Origin of the sequence: Halomonas sp. I1 (genome assembly GCF_032334135.1) — a bacterium.
GTDB lineage: Bacteria > Pseudomonadota > Gammaproteobacteria > Pseudomonadales > Halomonadaceae > Halomonas.
The window spans coordinates 121,945-138,670 of the sequence record NZ_JAVXUS010000007.1 but is presented as its reverse complement, the minus strand read 5'-3'; the positions used below and the strand labels follow the sequence as shown (position 1 = coordinate 138,670).

Annotated in this window: 19 protein-coding genes; 8 read left to right on the top strand and 11 right to left on the bottom strand. The window is 64.5% G+C overall.

What is annotated here, in order from left to right; translation table 11 throughout:
- Positions 1 to 81: 81 nt before the first annotated feature.
- Complete coding sequence (locus tag RSO41_RS10195; RefSeq protein WP_315618986.1) at positions 82 to 666, bottom strand: glycerol-3-phosphate acyltransferase; 585 nt, start codon at positions 664 to 666, stop codon at positions 82 to 84.
- A 142-nt stretch (positions 667 to 808) separates the two neighbouring features.
- On the opposite strand from RSO41_RS10195, the gene folB reads away from it, so the two are divergent.
- Complete coding sequence (gene folB / locus RSO41_RS10190) at positions 809 to 1,174, top strand: dihydroneopterin aldolase (RefSeq protein WP_315618985.1); 366 nt, start codon at positions 809 to 811, stop codon at positions 1,172 to 1,174.
- Positions 1,174 to 1,686, top strand: a complete 513-nt coding sequence (folK, locus tag RSO41_RS10185) for a 2-amino-4-hydroxy-6-hydroxymethyldihydropteridine diphosphokinase (RefSeq protein WP_315618984.1) — start codon at positions 1,174 to 1,176, stop codon at positions 1,684 to 1,686. Before folB ends, folK begins: the two co-directional genes overlap by 1 nt.
- Positions 1,687 to 1,701: 15 nt before the next feature.
- On the opposite strand, the gene RSO41_RS10180 is transcribed toward folK, so the two are convergent.
- From RSO41_RS10180 to RSO41_RS10145, 8 genes are all read right to left on the bottom strand, one after another.
- A complete protein-coding gene (locus tag RSO41_RS10180) occupies positions 1,702 to 2,847 on the bottom strand; it encodes a polynucleotide adenylyltransferase (RefSeq protein ID WP_315618983.1) in 1,146 nt (381 codons plus the stop codon).
- Complete coding sequence (gene glpE, locus RSO41_RS10175) at positions 2,831 to 3,178, bottom strand: thiosulfate sulfurtransferase GlpE (RefSeq protein ID WP_315618982.1); 348 nt, start codon at positions 3,176 to 3,178, stop codon at positions 2,831 to 2,833. The genes RSO41_RS10180 and glpE overlap by 17 nt, the downstream gene beginning before the upstream one ends.
- 28 nt (positions 3,179 to 3,206) lie before the next feature.
- Positions 3,207 to 4,013 carry a symmetrical bis(5'-nucleosyl)-tetraphosphatase gene (locus RSO41_RS10170; RefSeq protein WP_315618981.1) on the bottom strand — a complete coding sequence of 269 codons (807 nt, stop codon included), beginning with the start codon at positions 4,011 to 4,013 and terminating at the stop codon, positions 3,207 to 3,209.
- A gap of 30 nt (positions 4,014 to 4,043) precedes the next feature.
- Positions 4,044 to 4,433 carry a Co2+/Mg2+ efflux protein ApaG gene (apaG, locus tag RSO41_RS10165; protein ID WP_315618980.1) on the bottom strand — a complete coding sequence of 130 codons (390 nt, stop codon included), beginning with the start codon at positions 4,431 to 4,433 and terminating at the stop codon, positions 4,044 to 4,046.
- Complete coding sequence (gene rsmA / locus RSO41_RS10160; RefSeq protein ID WP_315618979.1) at positions 4,430 to 5,239, bottom strand: 16S rRNA (adenine(1518)-N(6)/adenine(1519)-N(6))-dimethyltransferase RsmA; 810 nt, start codon at positions 5,237 to 5,239, stop codon at positions 4,430 to 4,432. Before rsmA ends, apaG begins: the two co-directional genes overlap by 4 nt.
- Positions 5,240 to 5,259: 20 nt before the next feature.
- Positions 5,260 to 6,321, bottom strand: a complete 1,062-nt coding sequence (gene pdxA / locus RSO41_RS10155; RefSeq protein WP_315618978.1) for a 4-hydroxythreonine-4-phosphate dehydrogenase PdxA — start codon at positions 6,319 to 6,321, stop codon at positions 5,260 to 5,262.
- A complete protein-coding gene (locus tag RSO41_RS10150) occupies positions 6,318 to 6,959 on the bottom strand; it encodes a SurA N-terminal domain-containing protein (RefSeq protein WP_315618977.1) in 642 nt (213 codons plus the stop codon). The genes pdxA and RSO41_RS10150 overlap by 4 nt, the downstream gene beginning before the upstream one ends.
- A 75-nt stretch (positions 6,960 to 7,034) precedes the next feature.
- Positions 7,035 to 9,500 carry an LPS-assembly protein LptD gene (locus RSO41_RS10145; protein WP_315618976.1) on the bottom strand — a complete coding sequence of 822 codons (2,466 nt, stop codon included), beginning with the start codon at positions 9,498 to 9,500 and terminating at the stop codon, positions 7,035 to 7,037.
- Positions 9,501 to 9,667: 167 nt separating this feature from the next.
- Between RSO41_RS10145 and RSO41_RS10140 the strand changes: the two genes are divergently transcribed.
- From RSO41_RS10140 to speD, 4 genes are all read left to right on the top strand, one after another.
- Positions 9,668 to 10,711, top strand: coding sequence for an aminoglycoside phosphotransferase family protein (locus tag RSO41_RS10140; protein WP_315618975.1), 1,044 nt, complete (start codon positions 9,668 to 9,670; stop codon positions 10,709 to 10,711).
- Positions 10,708 to 11,373 (top strand): N-acetylmuramate alpha-1-phosphate uridylyltransferase MurU, encoded by a 666-nt coding sequence (gene murU, locus RSO41_RS10135; RefSeq protein WP_315618974.1) that lies wholly within the window; start codon positions 10,708 to 10,710, stop codon positions 11,371 to 11,373. Before RSO41_RS10140 ends, murU begins: the two co-directional genes overlap by 4 nt.
- 181 nt (positions 11,374 to 11,554) lie before the next feature.
- Positions 11,555 to 11,974, top strand: coding sequence for an OsmC family protein (locus tag RSO41_RS10130; protein ID WP_315618973.1), 420 nt, complete (start codon positions 11,555 to 11,557; stop codon positions 11,972 to 11,974).
- A 154-nt stretch (positions 11,975 to 12,128) separates the two neighbouring features.
- On the top strand, positions 12,129 to 12,923 hold the full coding sequence (gene speD / locus RSO41_RS10125; RefSeq protein WP_315618972.1) for an adenosylmethionine decarboxylase: 795 nt from the start codon (positions 12,129 to 12,131) through the stop codon (positions 12,921 to 12,923).
- A gap of 135 nt (positions 12,924 to 13,058) precedes the next feature.
- Here the strand turns inward: speD and coq7 are convergent, their stop codons facing one another.
- Positions 13,059 to 13,703, bottom strand: coding sequence for a 2-polyprenyl-3-methyl-6-methoxy-1,4-benzoquinone monooxygenase (gene coq7 / locus RSO41_RS10120; protein WP_315618971.1), 645 nt, complete (start codon positions 13,701 to 13,703; stop codon positions 13,059 to 13,061).
- A gap of 153 nt (positions 13,704 to 13,856) precedes the next feature.
- Positions 13,857 to 14,198 (bottom strand): histidine triad nucleotide-binding protein, encoded by a 342-nt coding sequence (locus tag RSO41_RS10115; protein ID WP_315618970.1) that lies wholly within the window; start codon positions 14,196 to 14,198, stop codon positions 13,857 to 13,859.
- A 404-nt stretch (positions 14,199 to 14,602) separates the two neighbouring features.
- Here RSO41_RS10115 and RSO41_RS10110 point away from each other — a divergent pair, with 404 nt between their 5' ends.
- Together RSO41_RS10110 and RSO41_RS10105 are read left to right on the top strand one after the other, a co-directional pair.
- The gene (locus RSO41_RS10110; protein ID WP_315618969.1) at positions 14,603 to 15,331 is read left to right on the top strand and encodes an SDR family oxidoreductase; all 729 of its coding nucleotides are present in this window, start codon (positions 14,603 to 14,605) and stop codon (positions 15,329 to 15,331) included.
- A gap of 425 nt (positions 15,332 to 15,756) precedes the next feature.
- Complete coding sequence (locus RSO41_RS10105; protein ID WP_315618968.1) at positions 15,757 to 16,695, top strand: ABC transporter substrate-binding protein; 939 nt, start codon at positions 15,757 to 15,759, stop codon at positions 16,693 to 16,695.
- Positions 16,696 to 16,726: the final 31 nt, after the last annotated feature.

The window sequence follows — 16,726 nt, the reverse complement described above, 5'->3', positions numbered from 1 at the left end:
CTCGTAGCTCGTAGCTCGTAGCTCGTAGCTCGTAGCTCGTAGCTCGTAGCTCGTAGCTCGTAGCTCGTAGCTCGTAGTCAGCTAGCCATCCCGCTTCGGCGCGGACAACCCCCGCAAATAAAGTGCATGCCTGGCCAGCACCAGCAGGGTGAAGACGATCACCACCTCGGTATAGGCCGGCGCCAGCCAGAGCGTGAACAGCGGCGCCAGGGCCGCAGTGGCCAGAGACGCGAGAGCCGCGGTCCGGCCACTCCAGGCCAGCAGGCACCATAGCAGCGCACAGCACAGTGCCACCCGGGGTGTCAGCAGAAGCATCACGCCGAAGGCGCTGGCGACTGCGCGGCCGCCTCGAAAGCGATACCAGACGGGATAGCTGTGACCCAGCATGACGCCAAGGCCAACGAGCCCCTGCGCCCAGGGAGGCAGCTCCCCGAGCAGCGCCAGGCCCAGCACCGGCATGCCCTTGGCGATATCCACCAGCAGGGTCACCAATGCCAGGCGCATCCCGTGCAGGCGCAGCACATTGGAAAAGCCGGGGTTGCAGGAGCCGGCCAAGCGTGGATCGCGCACGCCTGCCATACGGCATACCGTCAGGGCGCCGAGCCAGGTTCCGCTGAGATAACCCAGCGCCATCAGCGGCAGGGTCGTTTCGAGTGTCGTCAGCACGACCGCGCCTCGAAGCAGGGTTCAAGACAATATTCTGCCAGCCACATCACGTCGAGAACAGCACCCCGCTGTCGTCGTCGACCGGGCTCGCGTACAATCGGCCCCGCCTCCACCGCCAAATGCCAACGTGCCAGGAACCCTGATGGACCTCGTACTGATCGAAGCCCTCAACGTCGACACCGTGATCGGCGTCTATGACTGGGAACGCACCATGACCCAGACGCTGGTGCTGGACCTGGAAATGGCCACCGACATTCGTCCCGCCGCGACCCGCGACGCCGTCGACGAGACGCTCGATTACGCCGCGATCAGCGAGCGCATCGCCGACTTCGGCGCGACACACCGTTTCCAGCTCGTCGAGACCTTTGCCGAGCGCCTCGCCGAGGCGCTGCGCCACGAGTATGCCATTCCCTGGCTTCGCCTGACGCTGCGCAAGCCCGGCGCGGTGCCGGCGGCCAGGGCGGTGGGGGTATGCATCGAGCGCGGCACGCGAGAGGTAACGAACTGATGGCCCGAGTCAGCGTCAGCATCGGCAGCAACATCGAGCGCGAACGTCACGTTTGCGCCTGCCTGGACGCTCTCGCAGACACCTTCGACGACCTGCACGTTTCGAGGGTCTACGAGAGCGAACCGGTCGGTTTCGAGGATGGTCGCAACTTCTACAATCTGGTGGCGCTGTTCGATTGCGACTGGACGGTAGGAGAACTGCAGGCCTGGTGCAAACGACTGGAAGTCGCCAATGGCCGGCTTCCCGACAGCCCCAAGTTCAGCCCGCGCACCCTGGATGTGGACCTGCTCGACGTGGGTGGCCTCAATGGCGAGTACGACGGCGTCAGCCTGCCCCGCGCGGAAATCCTCCATCATGCCTTCGTGCTCAAGCCCCTGGCAGAGCTGTTGCCCGACACGTTTCATCCGGGGAACGGCAAGCGGTATCGTGACCTGTGGCATGCTCTGGACACCCGGGACCAGCGCCTCTGGCCGGTGAGTTTCATCTGGCGGGGACGCGACCTGTCGGATTGACCGACACGTCCAAGCTCATCGGGCCGCCCCCATCACCTCATCGATCGCTTCGCGGCGCCGGCGCGCCAGCTCTTCTCCCAACGCTCGCCCCTCGTAGCCTTCATCGACCAGGGTCCGCGGCAGGATCTGCATCGCCAGCCGCCAGGCCAGGGCCAGATCCTCGGCCAGGGAAACATCGTCCAGGCTGACCAGGGCAATCAGCGGCGGCACCCGCTCACTGCGCCGCCAGGCATCGATACCCTCGAGCCAGGCCATGACCCGCTGGCCATCGATCGCGCCATCATCGTGGACCAGACGGTGCGTGTGAGCCGCCTGATCGGCCAGACGACTCACCGCCCTGGGAAGGCGCAGCCGTTCAGCCAGCCGATGCCGCGCCTCCGTTGTCAGATGCTCCACCAGGCGCGCCCAACGCCAGGGAGCCGCCTCATGAGGCGCGATATCTTCGGGCAAGCGTTGCAGTCGCCCCATGGCCTCGTCCAGTTGCGCCTCGCTCGCCACCAGCTCCGGCATCAGCACCGCCAGGGCACCACAGTCATCGAGCGTCTGGAAGTAGACATCGGGCCAGGGCTCTCCCAGCGCCTTTTCGGTTTCCGTCCAGACCCGCTCGGCGACCAGGTGGCCCATCTCGCCGCTGGTCACCAGACGGCGCATCAGCGCGAGAGTCTCGTCGGCGATGACGAAGCCGAGACCGGCATAGCGCGCCAGGAAGCGCGCGACCCGCAGCACCCGCAGCGGGTCCTCGATGAACGCCGGCGAGACATGTCGCAGCACTCGCGCTTCGAGGTCATCACGCCCCCCGAAGGGATCGACCAGCTCGCCCGACGGTGTCTCGGCCATGGCATTGATGGTCAGATCACGCCGCGCCAGGTCCTCCTCGAGGGTGACCGACGGGCTGGCGTGGATCTCGAAGCCGGTGTAGCCATGCCCGGACTTGCGCTCCGTGCGCGCCAGAGCGAACTCCTCGTGACTGTCGGGGTGCAGGAAGACCGGAAAGTCACGCCCCACCGGCTTGAACCCGCGCTGCCGCATGGCCTCGGGCGTAGCACCGACTACCACCCAGTCGACGTCGGTAACCGGCCAACCCAGACGGGCATCACGCACGGCTCCCCCGACGCGATAGACATCGAGGCCGTCGAGGCAACGCTCAGGTGTCGCCGGCATTGCCCATCGCCACCCGCTCGGGATGTTGATTCCGCCAGTCGGTGAAACCACCATCCAGGCTGTAGACGTCATCGAAGCCCTGGCCCGCCAACCAGGCAGCGGCCTGCTGGCTGGAATTGCCGTGATAGCAGACGACCACCAGCGGCGTCTCGCGATCGGCCTCGGCCAGCAGCGCCGGCACCCCGTCGTTGTCCAGGTGCCGGCTGCCGGGCAGGTGGCCGGCGGCGAAACTGGCCGGGTCGCGAATATCGACCAGGGTCAGTGGGCGCGACGCGTCCAGCCAATCGGCCAGGGTCTCGATGTCCAGGTGCTGAAAGGATGAAGATGTCATGCAGGCCTCCGTCGTCGGAAGGAAAGTGTCAGCGCCAGCCGGGCACGCTGATGCGCTCACCGGTCTCGAGGTTCAGGGCGGTCAACTCGCCGCCCCAGACACAGCCGGTATCCAGGGCCTCGGCACGCACTCGACTGCCCGGCGTGCGCCCCTGCAACGCGGCCCAGTGACCGAACAGCAGGCGTGACCGATCATCACGGCCAAACTGGAACCAGGGGGCAAAGCCTTCGGGTGCGCTGTCGAGTCCTTCCTTGGCGGCGAAGTCGAGGCACCCCTCGGCATCGATGAAGCGCATCCGCGTCAAGGTATTGACGATCACTCGCTGACGCTCGATGCCATCGAGGTCTTCCCGCCAGCATGATGGCTCATTACCGTACATGCGTTCGAGGAACGCCCCGGCATTCTCCCCGCACAAGCAGGCCTCGACCTCGCCGGCCAGCCGCTCGGCCTGGTCGGCGTCCCACTGCGGCGGGATACCGGCATGCGTCATCAGCGTATCGGCTCGACGCACCAGCAGCGGACGACTCTGCAACCAGTCGAGCAGCGCCTCGCGATCAGGTGCCTCGAGGATGGCCGCCAGGGTGTCCTTGCGCTTGAGCCCGGCGCCGCCCCGCGCCACGGCCAGCAAGTGCAGATCATGATTGCCGAGCACCACCTCGGCACGCTCGCCCAGCGCCATGACCTCGCGCAGGCAGTCGAGCGAGCCTGGCCCTCGATTGACCAGATCGCCGGCCAGCCAGAGCCGGTCGCGGCGCGGGTCGAACGACAAGCGTTCGAGCAAGGCAACGAATTCGGCATGGCACCCTTGGAGGTCACCGATGGCGTAGGTAGGCATGCTCTCTCCCGTTACGATGAAGGCGTGACATCAATGCACCTGGTTGGGCCCGGCCAGCCGGAAGGGCGCGATGGGCACCTCGAAGGGGCGCTGCGTGGCGGTATCGACGCAGGTGAAGGCGCCTTCCATGACGCCTACCGGACCATCGAGAATCGCCCGACTGGTATAGCGAAAGGTCTGGCCGGGGCCGATCAACGGCTGCTGGCCGACCACGCCCTTGCCCCTGACGTCCTGTACCTGGCCGCTCCCCTGCGTGATCGTCCAGTGACGCGCCATCAGTTGCATGCTGTGCCGGGAGTGATTGTGCACGGTAATGGTATAGCTGAACACATAACGCCGCTCCGCCGGTGCCGACTCGTCGGCGCAGAAGGCCGGTTCGACATCGACATGTACCTGCTCGCTCTGAGGTGCGGCATTCATCGGCTCCCCTCCTTCGTCAAGCAATCGGCGATACGCACGAATTCGGCCACCGAAAGGGTCTGGGGACGGCGTCCCGGATCGATGTCCAGCGCCGACAGCGCCTCCCCCGACAGGCGAGGCTTGAGATTGTTGCGCAGCGTCTTGCGCCGCTGGGCGAAGGCCTCGCGTACCACCTCGAACAGCAAGGCCTCGTCCAGGGCGCGATGCGGTGGCGTCTCGTGCGGCGTGAGTCGCACGATGGCCGATTCCACCCTGGGGCGAGGCACGAAGGCCTCCGGCGGCACGGTGAACAACGATTCGACACGACAGTAATACTGGGCCAGTACCGAAAGACGGCCGCGCTCGGCGCCACCGGGTTCGGCCGAAAGACGCTCGACGACCTCCTTCTGCAGCATGAAGTGCATGTCCGCCACGGCATCGCCGGCCGACAGGAGATGAGAGATCAACGGCGTGGAAATATTGTAGGGCAGGTTCCCCACCACACGCAGCGCGGGTCCGTCGCCGCGCAGCTCGCGGAAATCGAACTTGAGGGCATCGCCCTCGTGGATGATGAAGCCTGGCTTGTCGAAGAACTGCACGCGCAGCCCCGGTATCAGGTCGCGATCCAGCTCGATGACCTCGAGTCGCCCGTCCGCCGCGTCGAGCAGCGGTTCGGTCAGCGCTCCCTGGCCAGGGCCGACTTCCACGATCCGTTGACCGGCCCCGGGGCCGATAGCCCGCACAAGCCGGGAAATGATGCCGGGGTCACGCAGGAAATTCTGGCCGAAGCGCTTGCGTGCGCGATGACCCGTGGGGCGGGATGACATTCGGGGGAGTCCTTCTATCGCTATGGTCGTCTCTGCACCGCATCGCCACGCCGGACCATCTCGATGGCCAGCCTGACGGCGGTGGTCAGACTGCCCGGGTCGGCTTCGCCGCGACCGGCGAGATCCAGCGCCGTACCATGATCCACCGAGGTACGCACCAGCGGCAGTCCCAGGGTGACATTGGCGGCGCGCCCGAAACCGGCATACTTGAGCACGGGCAGGCCCTGATCATGATACATCGCCAGGACGGCGTCGGCCCGGGCCAGATGGCGCGGGGTGAACAGGGTATCCGCCGGCAGCGGACCGTCGAGCGTCAGCCCTTCGCCACGCAATGCCTCGAGGGTCGGAATGATGACATCGAGTTCCTCGCGCCCGAGGTGCCCCCCCTCGCCGGCATGGGGATTGAGCCCGCAGACCAGGAGGCGCGGTGACGGGATGCCGAAGCGGTGCCGCAACTCGGCGTCGAGGATACGCAGGATACGCGTCAGCCGCGGCCCGGTCACGGCATCGCTCACCTCACGCAATGGCAGGTGGGTGGTGGCCAGGGCGACACGCAACGCCGTCTCGCCGTGCCATGAGGGCGATGCGGCATGCAGGGCAGGGTCGGTAGCGAGCATCATCACCACCTCGTCGACCCCGCAGGCGTCACGCAGGTATTCGGTATGGCCCTGAAAACCGGCATGGCCGGCCTCGATGATCACTCCCTTGTGCAGAGGGGCCGTGACCATCCCCGCCGCCTCGCCGGCCCGGCAGGCGGCAACCGCCCGAGTCAGGGTCTCCAGCACATAAGCCGCATTGCGCGTGTCCAGCGTCCCGGGACAGCATGGTGCCCGCAGTGACACCGGCCATACCGGCAGCACACCGGCGCGTGGAGCCGGTGGCGCCTCGCCAGGCGAGAGGGCATGAACCGTGACGGAACGACCGATGGCACGGGCACGCTCCTCGAGCAACGCCGGATCGCCCACCGCCACCACCCGGGCGGGAGGCGGCGACCCGCTCGCCACCATCACGGCGAGCTCGGGGCCGATGCCGGCCGGCTCGCCGGTGGTCAGAGCTAGAACGGGTAAATCGGTGCCGCTCACGACTCCGGTCCGAGACGCTCTTCGACGAAGGCCTGGGAACGAATTTCCTGCACCCAGGCTTCCATTTCATCGCTGGCCTTGCGCTGGAACAACGCCCGACGCGCCCGCTGGGCCGTCATGCCACCGCCCTGCTGTTCGATGAAGCGGTTGACCTCGGACTCGGAAATGCTGACCCGGCTGCCGACACTGCGCTGCTGGAGCTGGCGCATCAGGAGTTCGCGGCGCACCTGGTCACGCACCACGCCGAGCGACAGGCCATCGGCCTCCAGGGCGTCGGCGAACTGCTCCAGGGTCATGTCATTGTTCTGGGCGATGGCCCGCACCTGGCGATTGAGTTCGGTGTCATCCACGCTGAGGTTGGCTTCCCGTGCCATCTGCAGCTGGATTTCCTCGACGATCAACCGATCGAGCACTTGCTGGCGCAGCGTATCGTCCGGCGGCATCTGCACGCCCTGGGCTTCCAGCTGAGCACGTGTGCGCGCGACCCTATCCTCGAGTTGAGTGTTCATGATCGCGCCCTCATTGACCACCGCCACGATGCGGTCCAGGGGCTGACGTACATCCTGGGCCATGGCGCCCAACGGTGCCAGGCCGAGGCACAGGGCCAATGTCAGGGTGGCGAGTTGTCGGCTGCGCATGTCTATCCTTCCTTTCGTCATGAATGTTGCGAGAACGTCTGAAAATGGCTGCCTGTCGACGCTTTCAGGCGCTACTCAGGGCCGACCGAGATCGGTACCGCGGTAGCCGGGAACCGATGACTCGAAAAAGCGACCGGCCTCACCGCCGACGCCACCGAGCCCCTTGAACACGAAGCGCAGGAAGAGCCCGCGATCGGTGGTGTCGTCCTCGATGGTGTTGGCGGTGTCTTCGTCGTCGATCCACTCACGCCACACCAGCTGCAGACCATAGCAGCAGTCATTCCACTGCACACCCGCCAGTTGCTCGAGCATCCGGTCGTTGGTGTTGTCGTAACGCACCCCGCCGATCAGATCCAGGCGATTCATCGCCTTGTAGGCGAAGGAAGCGGAGAATTCTTCCCGATCGTAGGTACGTGTGTCCTCGATATCCTCGGTGGGCTCGAAACCTTCGAGTTGCCAGCGATAGCCGAGGTTCACCACATGCCCGGCATCCGCCCGGTATTGCACATCGACCCCCGTGCTCTCGGTACGGCTCTTGCGGTCGTCGTAGAGCCACTCCCAGCGGGTACGCCAGTGATCGTCGATCCGCCAGTCGAGCTGCGTCACCCAGGGCGAACGTTGACGGGTGGCGCGATAGCGCTCGTCCGGGTCGGACGGCAGGGTGTCGGCATCCCCCTGCATGTCGATGTGGCGATCCTCGAAGTAGGCCGCCTGACCCAGCCCGAAGGATAGCCGTTCGCGACCGCTTCGATCCTCGAGAAACCGGCTTTTCACCCCGTAGGAAAGACGGTTGAGATCACCGACGCGGTCACCACCGCTGAAGCGATAGGGCGACCACAGCTGGTTCCAGGAAAAGGCCAGCTCCGAAGTGTCGAAATCGGGGAATTCGCCCTGGTCCCGGGCCGGTACATAGGCATAGTTGAGCCGGGGTTCCAGCGTCTGGCGATAGGCGTTGCCGCCGACGTCGAGATTCCGCTCGAAGACCAGGCCGGCATCCACGGAAGCCACCAGCAGCGTACGCGTCAGACTCTCGTCACGCTCGGTGAGGCGGTCGCCATAATCCAGCTCATAGTGGGTATGGTGCAGCTGCAGCCGCGGCTCGAGAAACCCCCAGGTCGTATCGGCCCGCCAGCCGACGGCCGGGGTCAGTTGCAAACGGGCCCCGTTGGCCGCTTCACGCAACGGTACCTGCCGCTGCCGGTCCTTGAAGTCGTAGAAGCCCTGCTCATCGCCCTCGATATCGCGCCAGAAGTAGGTGGCATTGGCATTCCACTCCTCGTAGAAGCCGACATCCTGCTCCCAGCGTGCCGCGGCGGTTAGGCTCGGCAGCCGATAGAAGGGCTTGTCGTTCTCGTTCAGAGGGTCATCCAGAACCTGGTAGCCCTGGGCCTTGCCCTCCAGGCGCCAAGTGTCGCCACGGTACTCGAGCTGAGCCAAACGTTTCATGCTCTGGGTATCGGTTTCGCCGAACGTCTGGCCGAAGTCGTCGAAATAGCGGCCATCGCTGGCAGCGCCATAGCGCAGCCGATAGCGGGTACGCTCATCGAAACGGCCGGCATGGCGGTAATCGAGATACCAGCGGGCATCGCCGTTTTCCAGCGTCGAATGACGCGAGGCTTCATCGCCGGCACGACGATCGTCGGCGATGTAGGCCCCCTCGATGGCACCGGCATCGGAGGGCAGCAGGTAACGGTACTCCCCCCCGAACAGCAGGCCTCGGTCGCTGATCACGCGCGGGGTGATGGTCGCATCCTGGTCCGGCGCGATATTCCAGTAGAACGGCTGCGCATAGTCGAGACCATCGCCGGAGACACCGAGCGTCGGCCACAGGAAGCCGGTCTGGCGGCGCTCGTCGATGGGGAAGCGTACCCAGGGCCAATAGAAGACGGGCACCTTGCCAACCTCGAGCCGGGCGTGCCGAGCGGTGCCGAAACCGCTCTGCCGATCCAGGACGATGTCATTGCCGACCAGGCGCCACAGGTCGTTTCCGGGCTCGCAGGTCGTGAAGCTGGCCTCGGTCAGCTGGTAGCGGCCTTCGGCGACACGTGCCAACTGCACGGCATCGCCACGCAACCGCTGCTCGTGGGCCACATAGTGAGCCTGGTCGATGCTCGCCGCCTCGCTGTCCAGCGAGAAGGAGGCGGCATCGCCACGCACCAGCAGATTGCGATCACGCAGTGCCAGCGGGCCCTCGGCCAGCACGCGCTCGCGGGAGGCAGGCACACGCACCTGTGGCGCTTCGAGTTGCGTATCACCACGACGCAACAGTACTTCACCACTGAGGGTCGTCTCGCCGTCCTCACCGTACTGGCCATCATCGGCTTCACTGGCGACCTTGCCTTCGGACGGCGCCGACAACCGATATGCCGGCATCCGGTAGACCCCTCGGCACACGGCACCTGCGGGGCGGTCCTCGCCCCAAGGGTGCCAGTCCAGCTGCTCGGCCGGCAACGACTCGGGGGGTGCCGCCCATAACGGGGCGGTCACCATGCTCGAGGTCACGAGGCCGGCCAGGGCCGTCCAGGAGGATCGATTGCCCATGTTCAACGATGTCCTTGGCGGAATGAATCGGTATTATACAGTCACTGTTCTACCTGTCCCGCCGACGAGCCCTCTCATCGCCGACGACATCGGGCCTCAGCATGCGGCGACGCCCCGGGGGCGTCAACCGAAGGACGCCCCGAACCCAGACGAAACATGAGGTGAAGATGCCAGAGGCCGACATGACCTCGCGCCAGACTGCCCTCCGCCATTGGGCCGCCGAACGCCATGGGGTCGCACCCGATACGTTCGACCTGCACCTGGCCGCCGACGATGCCAGCTTCCGCCGCTACTTTCGGCTGGTCCTCGCCGACGGCACCCGACGTATCCTGATGGATGCGCCGCCGGACAAGGAGGACAGCGTCCCCTTCGTGACCATCGCGCGTCGTTGGGCGGATGCCGGCCTGCCGGTCCCTCGCCTCCATGCAGCGGATCTGGACGCCGGCTTCCTGGAGCTCGAGGATCTCGGCGACACCCCGCTACAGCACTGTTTCGAGGCCTCGGAGAACTCGACCACCCTGGCCTGGCACGACCGAGCCCTGACGTTGCTCGACACGCTGCAGAACCGTGTCGAACCGGCGGGGCTACCGGCCTATGACACCGACCTGCTTGGACGAGAGCTGGATCTCTTCCCGGCCTGGTGCCTCGACCGCTGGCTGACGCTGACACCACCGCCGAGCTGGCCCACGCTGCGCCGACGACTGATCGATAACGCCCTGGCGCAGCCGGTCGTCACCGTGCATCGCGATTTCGACGCCATGAATCTGATGGTCGTCGGCGACGCGCTGCACCTGATCGACTTCCAGGACGCCGTGGCCGGTCCACTGAGCTATGACGTGATCTCGCTGCTCCACGGCCGCTACTGCCGTTTCTCGGCGCACCGGCGCCACGCCTGGATCGAAGCGTTTCGCCAGCGAGCCGTGGCCGATGGCCGCCTGAACGACACCGACCCGTCGTCCTTCCAGCGTCAGGCCGCCGGCATGGCCGTGCAACGCGCCCTCAAGGTCATCGGCATCTTCTGCCGCCTGACCCTGCGCGACGGGCGTCAGGGCTATCTGGCTCGCGTGCCCCATTTCCTCGATCACCTCGAGGATGCACTGGCGGAGCTGGACGAGCTCGCCGACTTCCGCGATTGGGTCGCCTGCACCCTCCGCCCTGCCCTGCTGGCGAAACTAGAGGCCCAGGGCATCGTCCGGGAGCGCGTGGCATGAAGGCGATGATCCTGGCGGCGGGACTCGGCACGCGCATGCGCCCGCTGACCGACCACTGCCCCAAGCCGCTGCTGGACGTGGGCGGCAAGCCGCTGATCGTCCATCACCTGGAGCGGCTCGCCCGAGCCGGCATTCGGGACCTGGTGATCAATGTCAGCTACCGCGCCGAACAGATCGTCGACGCTCTGGGCGACGGCAGCGCCTACGGCGTTTCCATCGCCTGGAGCCATGAAACGACGCCCCTGGAGACCGGTGGCGGTATCCGCCGGGCCCTGCCATTGCTGGGCGATATGCCCTTCCTGCTCATCAACGGCGATGTCTGGTGCGACCTGGACCCCGCCACGCTACCGTCATCGCTGGGCAGCGACCTGGCACGGCTGGTGCTGGTCGACAACCCCGTCCACCACCCCGAGGGCGATTTCCTCCTCGACGCCGATGGTCGCGTTCAAGAAGGACCAGGCCCTCGCCTGACGTATTCCGGCATCGCCCAGATCGACCCTTCACTGGTGGCCGAGCATACCGAGACCACCTTCGCCCTGGCACCGCTGCTGCGCTCGGCCATCGCCCATGGTCGTGTTGCCGGCCACCACCATCAGGGGCAATGGGTCGACGTGGGCACCCCGGAACGACTCGCCGCCCTGGATCAGGCCTTGCGGGGCTGAGTCGGAGACGGGCAGCTGCTATGCTGTCCACCCTCTATACGTCCTCTGAACAAGGATACCTTGCCCCATGAAAGCCAGCGTCAAGTGGACAGACGGTCGCCAGTTCGTCACCTGGGATGTGGAAAGCCGGTAGCGGCCACAGTGGAGCCGCACGTTTAATCAACAGGAAGGAATTCAGTTCATGAAAGCCAGCGTCAAGTGGACCGATGGTCGCCAGTTCGTCGCCGAGGCCGGTAGCGGCCACAGCGTGGTCATCGACGGCCCCCCCGATCACGGCGGTCGCAACACGGGGCCTCGCCCGATGGAAATGCTGCTGATGGGACTCGGCGCCTGCACCTCCTTCGACGTGCTGGAAATCCTCGAGAAATCCCGTGCCCCCGTATCGGACTGCGTGGCCAGCATCGAGGCCGAACGCGCCGACAGTGTGCCCAGTGTCTTCACCAGGATCCACGTGCACTTCACCGTCAGCGGCCAGGGCCTCAAGGAAAAACAGGTCAAGCGTGCGGTGGAGCTGTCCGCCGACAAGTACTGCAGCGCCTCGATCATGCTGGCCAACGGCGGTGTCGAGGTGACGCACTCCTTCACGATCGTCGAGCAGTGAGACACGCCACCCGGGCCATGTGGAAAAAAACATGGCGGGCCGGGTGCGCGGTCACCGGCGGCTGTGCATAATACGCGCCTTCCCATCGCCCACGCGGGTTCCGGCGCCGCACGTCGGGATGCACACCATCAGCCATATCGAAGGAGGCTCGGACGTGACCGGCAATCTCCGACTCCACGGGTTCAACAACCTGACCAGCTCCCTGAGCTTCAACATCTACGATATCTGCTACGCCAAGACCGAAGAGCAGCGGCGCGCCTATATCGAATACATCGACGAGCTCTACAACGCCGAGCGCCTCACCCAGATCCTCAAGGATGTCACCAACATCATCGGCGCTCAGGTGCTCAATATTTCCCGCCAGGACTATGAGCCCCATGGCGCCAGCGTGACCATCCTGATCGCCGAGCACGAACTGGAAGAGACCGCCCCCGAGCAGATGGAACCCGGCCCCGGGCCACTACCGGAGACCGTCGTGGCGCATCTGGACAAGAGCCACGTCACGGTCCACAGCTATCCGGAATCACACCCCGACAACGGCATCAGCACCTTTCGCCTGGACATCGACGTCTCCACCTGCGGCCATATCAGTCCGCTGAAGGCACTCAACTACCTGATCCACAGCTTCGACTCCGACATCGTGACCATGGACTACCGGGTCCGCGGCTTCACTCGGGACGTGGATGGCAAGAAGCTGTTCATCGACCACGACATCACCTCCATCCAGGACTATCTGGCCGAGGACACCAAACGGGCTTACCAGATGATCGACGTCAACGTGTATCAGGAGAACATGTTCCACACCAAGATGCTGCTCAAGGACTTCGCGCTGGACAACTACTTGTTCGGCACCTCGCGGCGCGACATCTCCTTCGAGGAAGCCCGCGACATCGAGGGACGGCTGCGCAAGGAGATGCTGGAGATCTTCTACTCGCGCAACATGGACTAGCCCGCGCGGAGCGCGGGAGCTATAAGCTGTAAGCCGTAAGCTGTAAGAACCCCGCAAAAACCGGTGCTGACCGATGGGGGGCGGGTTTTCTTACAGCTTATAGCTTACGGCTTATGGCTCGCCCCGAAGGGTCGCTTACAGTTTATAGACGGACTCGGTCATCACCTTCGACATCAGCGTCATGCCCGCCTTGACCGGGGCCGGGAAACGGGCCCCGCCGGCCTCCAGCGCCTGCTGGGCATGGTGGGCCTCGTCGATGGCCATCTGGCGGAGGACGGCCCTGGAACGACGGTCGCCTGACGGCAGCTTTTCCATATGCTCGTCGAGGTGGCGTCCCACCTGTTCTTCGGTGGCGGCCACGAAGCCCAGGCTGACACGATCGCCCACGGCACCCGCCACGGCACCGATACCGAAGGAGGCCGCATAGAACAGTGGATTCAGCAAGCTGGTACGGCCATCGAGCTCCTGCAGGCGGGCATCGCACCAGGCCAGATGGTCGACTTCCTCCTGGGCGGCTTCCTCCATCTGGCCACGGATCTCGGGCAGCTTGGCGGTCAACCCCTGGCCCTGGTACAGCGCCTGAGCACAGACCTCACCCGTGTGGTTGATTCGCATCAACCCCACGGCATGTTGACGCTCCTGCTCGTCGAGCGCCTCGTCTTCCACGTCGTCGGTGGCGGGTGAAGGACGCGAGGGCTGAGCCGCCCTGGGCACCAGGGTGCGCAATACGGTATCGAACTGGTGGATCAGATCGTCGGCGCGGGAATATTGGCGAGTCATGGCACCCCCTTATGCGGTCGGTGATGCCATTGTAACCGAGCTCCCCGCCAGGCACAGCGCCCGCGAAGCAAAACGCCGCCTCACGGGCGACGCAGATGCACCCGATGCGTCGAACGCTTGCGGTAGCACGGCCTGGTGCCGCGCGGGTTCCGGCTATCCAGCCGGCCAAGTGAAGCGACGACCGCCCATCAGGTGCATATGAATATGATAGACCGTCTGGCCGCCCTGGTCATTGCAGTTCATCACCACGCGATAGCCGTCGTCGGCGAACCCCTGCTCCCTGGCCAGGTGCGCGGCGGTGTATTGGAGGCGTCCCACCAGGGACAGGTCGTCCTCCTCGATATCGTTCAGCGTCGCGATGTGCTTCTTCGGTATCACCAGCATATGGGTCGGCGCCTTGGGGTCGATATCGTTGAAGGCCAGGACATCATCGTCCTCATAGACGATATCGGAGGGAATCTCGCGATTGATGATCTTGCAGAACAGGCAATCCATGTCGGGCTCCGATCGGGTTGAGTACTGAATGCGGCTGCCAGGTCATGAGGTTACCCCGCGTTTCTTCTCCTGTCAGTCATCATGGATGACTTGGGGGAAACACTGCACAAATGCCTGCGCGGGCAAATCACTGCGTTGCGCGGTGCTCGGAATCCTCACCTATACCCTATAGGCTCCGGTTCCTGTGCTCCGTGCGCCTTGCGATTCGCTCCGCTCGTCGATTTGTTCAGCGTTTCCTTAGACATTGGTCTTGTCTCTATTGCCCCCAGGGGAATGGCTGCCTAGCCTCTTTATGTTGACGTTAACATTAAATCCCGAATTGTCGCGCCGGGGCTCGCGACGCCTGACCCGAAGGCCCAGGCGATACCTCGCTCGGCGAAACACCATGAAAAGGAGACTACGAAATGGCGAATGAATTGACCGGCAAGGTGGCCGCGGTGACCGGCGCGGCATCAGGCATTGGACTGGCCAGTGTCGAGGCGATGATTGCCTCGGGCGCCCGGGTGGTCATGATCGACCGTGACGAAGCGGCCCTGAGAAAAGTCCACGAGACGCTGGGCGATGCCGCGATTCCACTGGTCATCGACCTGCTCGACCCGGAGGACTGCGCGACGCTGTTATCACGAGTCCTGGAAAAGACCGGGCAGCTCGACATCTTCCATGCCAATGCCGGCAGCTACATCGGCGGTGACCTGCTCGATACCGACCCGGACGCCATCGACCGGATGATCAGCCTGAACGTCAGCGTGGTGATGAAGAATGTCCATAATATCCTGCCGCACATGATCGAGCGCGGTACGGGAGACATCATGGTGACAAGCTCGGTGGCGGGGCACTTCCCCGTTCCCTGGGAGCCTGTCTATGCCTCGTCCAAGTGGGCCATGACCAACTTTGTACAGACGGTCCGGCGTCAGGTCCTGAAACACGGTATCCGAGTCGCCTCCGTCTCGCCGGGCCCCGTCAACAGCGCCCTGCTGGCCGACTGGCCCGAAGAGAACCTGCGCAAGGCGAAGGAATCCGGCAGCATCATCGAGCCCGCCGAGGTGGCCGATGCCATCATGTACATGCTGACCCGTCCTCGACATGTGACCATTCGGGACATGGTGGTCCTGCCGAGCAACTTCGATCTTTGACCCAACGTCCGACGGCATGATGCCCGGAGCAGCCTGTCGGCTGAAAGCCGCGTCATCATCGCCGGCCCGACAGTGCCCCATGGCGATGGCCCGAAGGCGTATCGGGTTCTACCGGCGAATGATCGACAGACACTAGACATTGGTCGCACGTCCATTGACCCGCTCGACAGGGCTTTCTAGTCTTCAAAATGTTGACGTTAACATTACAGCACATCAACACCGCATCATCCCTAAGGAAATGCTGAATAAATTGCCGAGCATAGTGAAGCGCAAGGCGAACGGAGCACAGAAAGCGAGACATAACAGATAGTTAGGCGAGCTTTCGACCGGGCTGGCGCACCAGCACCGCGTAACGCAGCGATTTGCATGCGCAGGCATTTATACAGTGTTTCCATAACGAGACAAGAACAAATCTGGAGCCCAACATGAAGATCAGCGAGATCGCAGCACGCTGCCGCAAGACCGCCCTCATTACCGCCTGTGCGTTCCCTCTTGGCGCAGGCACCGCCTCGGCCGACGCGTCGGACTTGACCATCGGCATGTCCTTTCAGGAGCTCAACAACGAATACTTCGTGACCATGCAGGAGGCGCTCGAAAGCGCCGCCGACAGCCTCGGCGCCGATGTCATCACGACCGATGCCCGCCATGACGTCGCCAAGCAGGTCAGCGATGTCGAAGACATGATTCAGCGCGGCATCGATATTCTTCTGCTCAACCCGGCCGACTCGGTCGGTGTCGAGACAGCGGTCCTGGCCGCCGAGGAAGCGGGCGTCACCACGATCGCCATCGATGCCCAGGCCAACGGCCCGGTGGATGGTTTCGTGGGTTCCAGGAACTACGACGCCGGCTACAAGGCCTGCGATTACCTGGCAACGCAGCTCGATGGCGAAGGCCAGGTAGCCTTGCTTGACGGTATTCCGGTCGTGCCGATCCTGCAGCGCATCGAAGGCTGCACCGCGGCACTCGATGAATATGCCGGCATCGAAGTGGTCGACAAGCAGAACGGTCGCCAGGAGCGCACCCATGCCATGACGGTGACCGAGAACATCATCCAGGCCAACCCGGAGCTCGATGGCTTGTTCAGCGTCAACGACATCGGCGCCCTGGGTTCGCTGATCGCCATCAACGCCAGCGGTCAGGACATCAAGCTGGTCAGCGTCGACGGTCACCCCGAGGCCGTTGCCGAGATCCAGAAGCCCGACTCCCCCTTCATTGCCACCTCCGCCCAGTATCCTCGCGACATGGTGCGCCTGGGGCTTGGCCTGGGGCTGGCCAAGCACTGGGGCGCCAGCACGGCACCCGCCGAGATCCCCATCGATGTGGAATTGATCGATCACGAAAAGGCTGCCGATTTCAGCTGGTAACCCTCGCTCCCAGACGCTGACAAGGTGTGCC

Excerpts from the sequence above, each read along its gene's own strand:
- folB (WP_315618985.1), top strand. The coding sequence starts at position 809 with ATGGACCTCGTACTGATCGAAGCCCTCAACGTCGACACCGTGATCGGC.
- folK (WP_315618984.1), top strand. The coding sequence starts at position 1,174 with ATGGCCCGAGTCAGCGTCAGCATCGGCAGCAACATCGAGCGCGAACGT.
- RSO41_RS10180 (WP_315618983.1), bottom strand. The coding sequence starts at position 2,847 with ATGCCGGCGACACCTGAGCGTTGCCTCGACGGCCTCGATGTCTATCGC.
- glpE (WP_315618982.1), bottom strand. The coding sequence starts at position 3,178 with ATGACATCTTCATCCTTTCAGCACCTGGACATCGAGACCCTGGCCGAT.
- RSO41_RS10170 (WP_315618981.1), bottom strand. The coding sequence starts at position 4,013 with ATGCCTACCTACGCCATCGGTGACCTCCAAGGGTGCCATGCCGAATTC.
- apaG (WP_315618980.1), bottom strand. The coding sequence starts at position 4,433 with ATGAATGCCGCACCTCAGAGCGAGCAGGTACATGTCGATGTCGAACCG.
- rsmA (WP_315618979.1), bottom strand. The coding sequence starts at position 5,239 with ATGTCATCCCGCCCCACGGGTCATCGCGCACGCAAGCGCTTCGGCCAG.
- RSO41_RS10150 (WP_315618977.1), bottom strand. The coding sequence starts at position 6,959 with ATGCGCAGCCGACAACTCGCCACCCTGACATTGGCCCTGTGCCTCGGC.
- RSO41_RS10145 (WP_315618976.1), bottom strand. The coding sequence starts at position 9,500 with ATGGGCAATCGATCCTCCTGGACGGCCCTGGCCGGCCTCGTGACCTCG.
- RSO41_RS10140 (WP_315618975.1), top strand. The coding sequence starts at position 9,668 with ATGCCAGAGGCCGACATGACCTCGCGCCAGACTGCCCTCCGCCATTGG.
- murU (WP_315618974.1), top strand. The coding sequence starts at position 10,708 with ATGAAGGCGATGATCCTGGCGGCGGGACTCGGCACGCGCATGCGCCCG.
- RSO41_RS10130 (WP_315618973.1), top strand. The coding sequence starts at position 11,555 with ATGAAAGCCAGCGTCAAGTGGACCGATGGTCGCCAGTTCGTCGCCGAG.
- coq7 (WP_315618971.1), bottom strand. The coding sequence starts at position 13,703 with ATGACTCGCCAATATTCCCGCGCCGACGATCTGATCCACCAGTTCGAT.
- RSO41_RS10115 (WP_315618970.1), bottom strand. The coding sequence starts at position 14,198 with ATGGATTGCCTGTTCTGCAAGATCATCAATCGCGAGATTCCCTCCGAT.
- RSO41_RS10110 (WP_315618969.1), top strand. The coding sequence starts at position 14,603 with ATGGCGAATGAATTGACCGGCAAGGTGGCCGCGGTGACCGGCGCGGCA.
- RSO41_RS10105 (WP_315618968.1), top strand. The coding sequence starts at position 15,757 with ATGAAGATCAGCGAGATCGCAGCACGCTGCCGCAAGACCGCCCTCATT.